We start from the raw sequence: 9076 nt of genomic DNA, 5'->3' as shown, positions 1-9076 counted from the left end.
GCGGCGTGGACGGCGGCCCAGGCCGGGCTGCGGGTCGCGCTCGTGGACGGCGGCGACTTCGCCGGCGCCACCTCCAGCGCGTCCACCAAACTGGTGCACGGCGGGCTCCGCTACCTCCAGACCGGGAACGTCCGGCTGGTCGCGGAGAACCACCGGGAGCGCCGCAGCCTCGCCGCCGAGGTCGCGCCGCATCTGGTCACGCCGCGGCGGTTCCTGGTGCCGATCTACTCGGGCGGCCCCCACGGCGCGGCCAAGCTGGGCGCGGGCGTGTTCCTGTACTCGGCGCTGTCGGCGTTCGGTGACGGCTTCGGCCGGGTGCTGACCAGGGCGCAGGCCGTCCGACAGGTGCCGGCGCTGCGCACCGGCGGGCTGCGCGGGGCCGCCGTCTACACCGACCACCAGATGAACGACGCCCGGGTCGCGATCATGACGGTCCGTGCGGCCGTCGAGGCGGGCGCGGTCGTCCTGAACCACGCGAAGGTCGAGGCGCTGCGTTCGGCGTCCGGCCGGGTGTCGGGCGCCGAACTGCGGGACGCGCTGAACGGCGCCGAGTTCGGGGTGAACGCCCGGCTCGTCCTCAACGCCACCGGTCCGTGGGTGGACCGGCTGCGCGCCCTGGAGGACCCCGGCGCCGCGCCGTCGGTCCGGCTGTCGAAGGGCGCGCACGTGGTGGCGAAGCGGCGCGAACCGTGGCACGCCGCCCTGACGATCCCGCTGGACAAGTACCGGGTCTCCTTCGCCGTCCCGTGGGAGGACCATCTGCTGCTCGGCACCACCGACGAACCCTACGAGGGCGACCCCGCCGACGTCGCCGCCACCGGGATGGACGTCGCGCAGATCCTCGCCGAGGCCGGGCACGCCGTCACCGTCAGCCCCGACGACGTCACCTACGCCTTCGCCGGGCTGCGGGCGCTGCCGGGCGGCCCCGGCGACGTGACCACCGCCAAGCGGGAGACCGTCATCACCGAGGGCAGGCGCGGGATGCTGTCGATCGCCGGCGGCAAATGGACCACCTACCGGCACATCGGGAAGGTCGTCCTGGACCGGCTGGGCGTGGGGTCGCAGGTGCTGCGGACGATGCCGCTGCCCGGTCTGGCGTCGCCTTCGGCCGTCCTGCACCGGCTGACGGCGGGCGAGCCGATGGACCCGGCCGTCGCCGCCCATCTGGCCACCCACTACGGCACGCTCGCGTTCGACCTGGCCGAGCTGGTGCGCCGCGACCCGTCGCTCGGCGAGCCGATCCACCCCGCGGGGCCCGACATCTGGGCGCAGGCCGTCTACGCCCGCGACGCCGAATGGGCCTGCACGCCCGACGACATCCTGCGCCGCCGCACCACGCTCACCCTGCGCGGGCTCGACACCGAGGAGGTCCGCGCCCAGATCGCGCTGCTGCTGTGACCCGGCCCCTTCTGTGACCCAGTCGGGATGAACCCGGACGCGAGCGGCGGAGTCAGAACAAGTACACATCCCCCCGCCCTGACCTTCCGGAGCATTCACGATGTTCAAGCAGCGTGTCCTCGCGCTCGCCGCCGCCGTCTCGGCCGCCGCCGTCCTCACCACGGGCTGCGAGTTCTCCGTCGGGGACGTGGAAGCCGACCCCACCGTCGTCCCCTCGATGAAGACCACCGAAGTCCCCGGCGACGCGGGCGAACCGGCCGCGCAGCCCAGCGGAGACCCGCAGGCCAACCTCTCCTTCAGCGACGCCGACGTCACCAAGGAGATCAACGGGGCGGTCGAGGTCGTCAACACCTACTGGTCCACCCACTGGCCGGAGTTCTTCACCGGCACCTACAACGCGCCCGCCGTCAAGGGCAGCTATAACGCCGAAGACCCCGACCGCTTCACCTGCGACGGCCAGCCCGCCGAGAAGTTCAACGCCTACTACTGCATCCCCGAGGACTACCTGGCCTGGGACTTCGGCCTGATGAAGGCCGGGTACGCCCAGGGCGACGCCTTCGTCTACCTGGTCGTCGCCCACGAGTGGGGCCACGCCGTCCAGAACCGGCTGAAGATGAACCTGGTCTCCGCCGACAAGGAACTCCAGGCCGACTGCCTCGCCGGCGCCGTCCTGTGGGGCGCGCGCAAGGACGGCACCCTGGAGTGGGAGAACGGCGACACCACCGAGATCGGGCAGTCGCTGTCCGCGCTCGGCGACGACAAGCCGTGGCTCAACCCGTCCAGCCACGGCGACGCCATCGAGCGCGTCACGGCGTTCGGCCAGGGCCGCTCCCTCGGCGTCATCGGCTGCCTCAACAAGAACGGCGCCGGCGCCTAACGGAGCCGGGTGACCTCGACGCGGACGTCCATGACGCTGCTCGGGGCGCCGTGGTAGATCCCCTTGAGGGGCGGGACGTCGTCGTAGTCCCGCCCTCGGGCGACCGTCACATGGCACTCCCCCACCGGGATCCGGTTGGTCGGGTCGTAGGCCACCCAGTCGCCCGCCCAGTACTCCACCCACGCGTGCGACTGGCCTTCGCGGGTGTCGCCGGGGGCGGCCTCCGCGTCGGGGTGCAGATAGCCGGAGACATAGCGGGCGGGCAGCCCGACGGCCCGGTAGACGGCCACGGTGAGCTGGGCGATGTCCTGGCAGACGCCCTGCCGGACGTCCCACGCCTCCTGCGCCGAGGTGTGCACCCCGGTCGCGCCCGGCATGTACTCGACGCGGTCCCGCACCCAGGCCGCGAGCCGGAGCGCCGCGTCGTGCGGGTCGAGACCGTCGACCAGGCTCGCGGCGCTCTTCTCGATCTCGGGCTCGACCGTGGTCCTGGGCGTCTCGGCCAGATACTCCTCCAGGGTGTGCTCCAGGGCGCGGGCGGGCAGCTCCGCCCAGCCGGGCGGTTCGGGCAGCGGCGGCGGCGGGCTCGTCTCCACGGTGCTGGTCGCGACCAGCACCAGCGACGGATGCGCGGCCTGCAGGTCGAACGAGGCGACCTCGCTGCCCCAGTAGTCCCAGTACGTCCAGACCGGGACGTGCGGGGTCACGGTGAACCGGTTGCCGAGCACGGTCTGCCCCGGCAGGGTGAGGGGCGCCATCCGCACCTCGTTGTAGGACGCGCGCGCGTCCCCGTCGTAGGACACCCGGGTCGTGTGGGTGATCCTCAGCCGCCAGCCCATCCTCATCCCTCCTGTGCCCATGCGACGGGCAGCGCGTACTGGAAGTACTTGTCGGCGACGGCCTCACTGGCCTGCACGCAGGTGCGCTGGAGCGCCGACAGCAGCTCGGGGAGCTGGTCGAGCAGCAGCGCGGTGTCGGTGTACTCGAGCCTGGTCCGCATCTGGCCGATCGGCCTGCGGGCGGCGTCGGTGAACCCGGTCCGCGACGGGTCGGGGTCCAGCGCGGCCAGGCAGTCCTCGGCGACGGTGAGCGCGTGCAGCACCGAGCGCGGGAACAGCCGGTCGAGCATGAGGAACGCCGCGACGAGCCGCGGCTCGCCGGTGCCGCCGTGGGTGCGGATGTAGGACTCGTCGGCGCCGCTGGCGCGCAGCAGCATCGACCAGTCGGGGGCGTAGGAGGCGCTCGGCATCCGCAGCGACAGCAGCCGCGCGGTCATGTCGATCCGCTCCAGGCTCCGCCCCAGCACCAGGAAGTGCCAGCCCTCGTCCCGGCTCATGGTGGCGTCGGCGAGCCCGGAGAACAGCGCCGCCCGCTCCCTGATGTAGCGCAGGAACACGTGCGGGCCGAGACGTCCGGCGTCGTGCCGTTTGGCGGGCAGGTCGTGCCAGGTGACGTTCAGGCACTCCCACATCTCGGTGGAGATGACCTCGCGGACCGACCTGCCGCCGGTGCGGGCCGCCTGGAACGCGCCGGTGATCGAGGAGGTCCCCTCGCCGGCGAAGGCCAGCCGGTTCAGGACCGTGCCGATGTGGATCCGCTCGTCGTCCGGCGCGGGCACGCCGAGGATCGCGAGCAGGGCGCGGCAGCCGGCGTCCTCGTCGCCCGACGGCTCCTCCAGCATCCGGTGGACGTGCACGTCGAGGATGCGGGCGGTGTCGTCGGCCCGCTCCACGTACCGGCCGATCCAGAACAGGGTCTCGGCGATCCGGCTGAGCAGGCCGGACGGGTTGGCGCGGGGCGGGGTCACTGCTGGGCTCCTTCGGCCGGTCCGCCTTCGGGCACGGTCACGTCGGGTGTGGTGCGGGGCATCGGGACGGGCGGCGCCTCGCGCGGCTCGGCCCGATCGGCGGCGAGAAGCCAGGTGTCCTTGGAGCCGCCGCCGTGGGAGGAGTTGACGACCAGTTCGCCCTCCGGCAGCGCGACCCTGGTCAGCCCGCCGGGCAGCACCCAGATGTCGTCGCCGTCGTTGACCGCGAACGGCCGCAGGTCGACGTGGCGGGGCGCGGGGCCGCGTTCGGTGAGGGTCGGGACGGTCGACAGCGAGACGGGCCGCTGGGCGATCCAGCCGCGCGGGTCGGCCTCGACCTTGGTGCGCAGCTCGGCCAGCTCCCGGTCGGAGGCGTGCGGGCCGATCACGATGCCCTTGCCGCCCGCCCCGTCGACGGGCTTGAGCACGAGGGCGTCGAGCCGGTCGAGCACCCACGCGATCACCTCGGGCGACTCCAGCCGGTAGGACTCGACGTTCGCCAGGACCGGCTCCTCCCCCAGGTAGTACCGGATCATCTCCGGGACGTAGGTGTAGATCAGCTTGTCGTCGGCGACGCCGTTGCCGACCCCGTTGGCGATCGTGACGTTCCCGGCCCGCGCCGCGTTGACGATGCCGGGGCAGCCGATCACCGACTGGCCGTTGAAGTGCAGCGGGTCGAGGTACTCGTCGTCGATCCTGCGGTAGATCACATGGACGGGTCTGCGGCCCTGCGTGGTCTGGATGTACACGCGGTTCCCGGCGCAGAGCAGGTCGCGTCCCTCGACGAGCTCGACGCCCATCAGCCGGGCGAGCAGGGTGTGCTCGAAGTAGGCGGCGTTGCCGACCCCGGGGGTGAGGACGGCCACGACCGGGTCGGCGACGTCGCGGGGCGCGGCGGCCCGCAACGCGCCGAGCAGCCGCGCCGGGTACTCGTCGACGGGATGGACGTGCTGTTCGGCGAAGAGTCCCGGGAAGGTCCTGGTCATCGCCAGCCGGTTCTCCATGACGTAGCTCACCCCCGAAGGGGTGCGCACGTTGTCCTCGAGCACCCGGAACCTCCCGTCCTCATCGCGGATGAGGTCGATGCCGGAGATGTGGGCACGGACCCCGTTGGGGGGCGTGAGCCCGGCCACCTCGCGGTGGAAGTGCGCCGAGGAGCAGACCAGCTTCCAGGGGACGAGGCCGTCCCGGAAGATCTCGCCTGGCCCGTAGACATCGGCGAGGAACGCCTCCAGCGTGCGGACACGCTGACGGACGCCCTTTTCGATCTCTTTCCACTCCAGTGAGTCGATCACTCTGGGGATGAGGTCGAGCGGGAACGGCCGTTCCTCGCCCGCGTAGTCGAAGGTCACACCTCGGTCGGTGAAGACCCGGGCGAGCTGGTCGGCGCGGAAGCGCAGTTCGCTCTTGTCGAGCGGCTGGAGCGCGGCCAGGACAGGTCCGTAGGCGCTCCGGGGCACTCCCGCCCGCTCGAACATCTCGTCCCAGGCCGCTGCCGGTGAGTAGTCGTCAAAGATGTCCGCCACAACCGCAGCGTAGAAAGTACGTGTTTCAGACGGATGAAATCTGGAGTCCCATTTGCCCGGATATTCTGGGTGATAGCATCAGCCCCTTCCCTACCCAGAGCAGAAGGAAACCCGCCGTGACCGAGCAGTCCGCCTCCACCGTGCACGTCGACGCCGAGCTCACCGCCGAGGTCGAAGCCGCCCTCGCGAACTGGCCCGTGAACACCGCGAACCCGCGGCGCACGCAGGTCTGAGACGAACAGGCCGAACGGCGCGAGTCAGGCCGCTCGAAGATCCCCCGGACCCGCAGGGTCGCGGGGATCTTCGTTTTCCGGGCCCAGCAGAGGCAGTTTGACGATCATGACCGCGCCGCCGAGCAGGGGGCTGTCGCCGATCGTCACCGTGCCGCCGTGGGCGCCCGCGATGTCCCTGGCGATCGCCAGGCCGAGCCCGGTACCGCCCTTGTCGCGGGCGCGCGCGGCGTCCAGCCGGGTGAACCGCTCGAACACCCGCTCACGGTCGGCCGGCGCGATCCCCGGCCCGTCGTCGTGGACCTCGACGATCCCCCACGGCCCGTCCGTCCTGACGACCAGGAGGACCCGGCTCTCGGCGTAGCGGTCGGCGTTGACGATCAGATTGGCCAGCAGCCTGGCCAGCTGGAGCCGGTTGCCCGACACGACCGCGCTCTCCCGCAGATCCGTGCCGACCTCGAGCCGCCACGGCCTCGCCTCGGCCTCCACGGCGACCAGCTCGGCGAGATCCAGCTCGACCCGCGGCATGACCCGGCCGGAGTCCACCCGGGCGAGCTGGAGCAGATCGGTGACGATCGCCTGCAGCCGTTCGGTGTCGCCGAGCGCCGCGGTCAGGGTCTCCACCAGCTCCGTCCGGCTCCCCGGCGCGGCGAGCTCGCTCTCCAGCCTGGCCCGCAGCCCGGTGATCGGGGTGCGCAGCTCGTGCGAGGCGTCCGAGACGAACTGCCGCTGCCGGCCGAGCGAGAGGTCCAGCCGCGCCAGCGTCTCGTTGACGGTCTCCGCCAGCCGCTCGATCTCGTCACCGGTCTCCGGGACCGGCATCCGGCCGCCCAGATCGGACGCGGTCAGCTCGGCCAGCTGGCCCTGGATCCGCGCGACGGGCTTGAGCGCCGACCCCACGATCCGCCACACCCCGGCCACGACACCCGCCGAGAACAGCACCGCGACCCCGACCAGCACGACCTCCAGCCAGTGCCGGTCGAGGACCTGGGGCCGCTGCTTCCCCGCGTAGATCATGATGTCGCCGTAGGCGGTGCCGGTGAGCCGGTAGCCGATGAACTGGAAGCAGCGGCCTTCCGTGCAGACCACCTCGCCGACGCCGAAGTCGCCCCGCTCCGGCTGGATCGCGGTGATCGGCGGCCTGCCCCGGAGCCGCACGGTCGCGGCCAGGACCCTGCCGTCGACGCCGACGATCTGGATCAGGTCGACGGAGCCGCGGGCCGGGATGTCGTCGCGGAACCTGCGCCGGTCGGCGATGGAGCCGGTCTGGCGCGCGGCCGCCGAGACCTCCCGCTCCACTTCCTCGGAGATCACCCCGCGGGTGATGAGCGCGACCGCGACGATCACGATCGGCCAGATCACCAGCAGCACGGCGAGCGTGAGCGCCGTCAGCCGGCCGCGTACCGAGCGCGGCCGCAACCGTCGCACCACCCCCATACCGTCGGGGCGTACCCGCCCGCCGGTAAAGGGTCCCTACCGCTCCTGCCAGGACACGGCCGCGAGCGCGGCGGCTGCCGTGCCGGGTGAGGCGGGGAGCAGCGGCAGCCGGACGGCGGCCGAAGGAATCCTGCCCTGCGCCGCCAGCACCGACTTGATCAGCACCGGGTTGGGTTCGGCGAACAGCGCCGACGACAGCCTCGCCAGCTCGCGGCCCAGCTCCCTGGCCTTGTCGATCGGCCCGTTCCGCCAGGTCTCGACCAGCGCCGCGAACCGGCCGGTCGCCAGATGCGCCGAGGCGAGGATCGCGCCGGGCGCGCCCAGCGCGAGCATCGGCGCGGCGAACAGATCGTCGCCTGCCAGCACCGCGACGCCGTCGGGGACCGCGTCGAGCAGCCCGACCGTGACGTCGTCGACGGCGCCCACGGCGTGCTTGAACCCGGCGACGTTCGGCAGCTCAGCGATCCGCAGCAGGGTCGCGAGGCTCAGCGTCCGGCCCGTCCGGTAGGGGATGTTGTAGACGATCAGCGGGACGGGGCTGGCCGCCGCCAGCCGCCGGTAGTGCTCGTACACGCCCTCCTCGGAGGGGCGCGTGTAGTAGGGGACGACCGTGAGCGCGGCGGCGACGTCCGGGCCGAGGGCGGCCAGCGCGTCGGCGGAGGCCGCGGTGTCGTTGGAGCCCGCCCCGACGATCAGCGGCGCGCCGCGCTCCCGGCAGACCCGGCCGCAGAGCTCCAGCACGCGGCGGCGCTCACCCGGCGTGAGCGTGGCCGTCTCGGCGGTCGTGCCGAGGGCGACGATCCCCGTCGCGCCGTCGTCGAGGACCTGGTGGGCGAGGCCCTCCAGCGCGTCGGCGGCGAGCTCGCCGCCGTCGGTGAACGGAGTGATCAAGGGGATGTGGAGACCGGTGAGCGTCATGGGTTCAGCCTGGTGGAACGGCATACGGTAGGTCCAGTTCAGGTTTCTTCACAGGAGCGTAAGCTGAGCTGATGCTCGATGTGCGCAAGCTGCGGCTGCTCCGCGAACTCGCCCACCGGGGCACCATCGCAGCCGTCGCCGAAGCCCTCGCCTAGACCCCGTCGGCCATCGCCCAGCAGCTCGCCGCGCTCGAACGGGAAGCGGGCGCGCCCCTGCTGGAGCGGACCGGCCGCCGGGTCGCCCTGACGCCCGCCGCCCGCGCCCTCGTCGGCCACACCGAGAAGATCATCGGGGTGCTGGAGCAGGCCGGGGCCGAACTGGCCGCCGCCCGGTCCGAACTCGGCGGCACCCTGCGGATCGGGGTGTTCCCGACCGCCGTGCGGACCGTCCTGTCCCCCGCGCTGGTCGCGCTGAGCCGGGAGCATCCCGGGCTGGAGCTGCGGGTGACCGAGCTGGATCCGGCGACCGTCCCGGACGCGCTGCGCGCGGGCACCCTGGACGTCGCGCTGCTCCAGGAGTACGACTACGTGCCCGCCGAACCCGATCCCGCGCTCGACACCGAACCGCTGCTGGAGGAGACCGTCCAGCTCGCGTCCCTGACCGGGGACCCGCTCGACGCCCAGGGCGACGCCCCCTGGATCGTCGCCTCGCCGGGGACCCTCTGCCACACCATGGCCGTCCGGGCGTGCCAGTCTGCCGGGTTCAGCCCGCGGATCCGGCACCACGCCGACGACTTCGGGATGGTCCTCGCGCTGGTCGCGGCCGGTCAGGGCGTCGCGCTCGTGCCCGAGCTCGGCACCGAGGACGCGCCGCCCGAAGTGATCCTGCGGCCGCTGCCCGCCGGACGCCGCACCCTGATCGCCTACCGGCGGGGCACCGGAGC

General features: G+C 72.6%; 9 protein-coding genes. 3 read left to right on the top strand and 6 right to left on the bottom strand.

Annotation, left to right across the window (positions count from 1 at the left end):
- Both ACYVE7_RS22865 and ACYVE7_RS22860 read left to right on the top strand, forming a co-directional pair.
- The coding region (locus ACYVE7_RS22865; protein WP_460367053.1) for a glycerol-3-phosphate dehydrogenase/oxidase at nt 1-1398 on the top strand (1398 nt) is incomplete at its 5' end.
- A 100-nt stretch (nt 1399-1498) separates the two neighbouring features.
- Nucleotides 1499-2275 carry a neutral zinc metallopeptidase gene (locus tag ACYVE7_RS22860; protein WP_460367052.1) on the top strand — a complete coding sequence of 259 codons (777 nt, stop codon included), beginning with the start codon at nt 1499-1501 and terminating at the stop codon, nt 2273-2275.
- On the opposite strand, the gene ACYVE7_RS22855 is transcribed toward ACYVE7_RS22860, so the two are convergent.
- From ACYVE7_RS22855 to ACYVE7_RS22830, 6 genes are all read right to left on the bottom strand, one after another.
- Entirely contained in the window at nt 2272-3114 is an 843-nt protein-coding gene (locus ACYVE7_RS22855) for a transglutaminase family protein (protein WP_460367051.1), read from the bottom strand. The genes ACYVE7_RS22860 and ACYVE7_RS22855 overlap by 4 nt on opposite strands.
- A gap of 2 nt (nt 3115-3116) precedes the next feature.
- Nucleotides 3117-4082, bottom strand: a complete 966-nt coding sequence (locus ACYVE7_RS22850) for an alpha-E domain-containing protein (RefSeq protein WP_460367050.1) — start codon at nt 4080-4082, stop codon at nt 3117-3119.
- Nucleotides 4079-5608 (bottom strand): circularly permuted type 2 ATP-grasp protein, encoded by a 1530-nt coding sequence (locus tag ACYVE7_RS22845; protein WP_460367049.1) that lies wholly within the window; start codon nt 5606-5608, stop codon nt 4079-4081. Before ACYVE7_RS22845 ends, ACYVE7_RS22850 begins: the two co-directional genes overlap by 4 nt.
- Before the next feature lie 257 nt (nt 5609-5865).
- Entirely contained in the window at nt 5866-7269 is a 1404-nt protein-coding gene (locus ACYVE7_RS22840; RefSeq protein WP_460367048.1) for a sensor histidine kinase, read from the bottom strand.
- A 42-nt stretch (nt 7270-7311) separates the two neighbouring features.
- Nucleotides 7312-8193 carry a 4-hydroxy-tetrahydrodipicolinate synthase gene (dapA, locus tag ACYVE7_RS22835; protein WP_460367047.1) on the bottom strand — a complete coding sequence of 294 codons (882 nt, stop codon included), beginning with the start codon at nt 8191-8193 and terminating at the stop codon, nt 7312-7314.
- 38 nt (nt 8194-8231) lie between these two features.
- Nucleotides 8232-8468 carry a hypothetical protein gene (locus ACYVE7_RS22830; protein ID WP_460367046.1) on the bottom strand — a complete coding sequence of 79 codons (237 nt, stop codon included), beginning with the start codon at nt 8466-8468 and terminating at the stop codon, nt 8232-8234.
- On the opposite strand from ACYVE7_RS22830, the gene ACYVE7_RS22825 reads away from it, so the two are divergent.
- On the top strand, nt 8361-9076 hold a 716-nt coding region (locus ACYVE7_RS22825), incomplete at its 3' end, for a LysR family transcriptional regulator (RefSeq protein ID WP_460367054.1). The two genes, ACYVE7_RS22830 and ACYVE7_RS22825, sit on opposite strands and share 108 nt — an antisense overlap.

The sequence above is a fragment of the Actinocorallia lasiicapitis genome (genome assembly GCF_054778695.1).
Note: the sequence above shows the minus strand (reverse complement) of the source record. Positions and strands in the feature narration are given on the sequence as shown.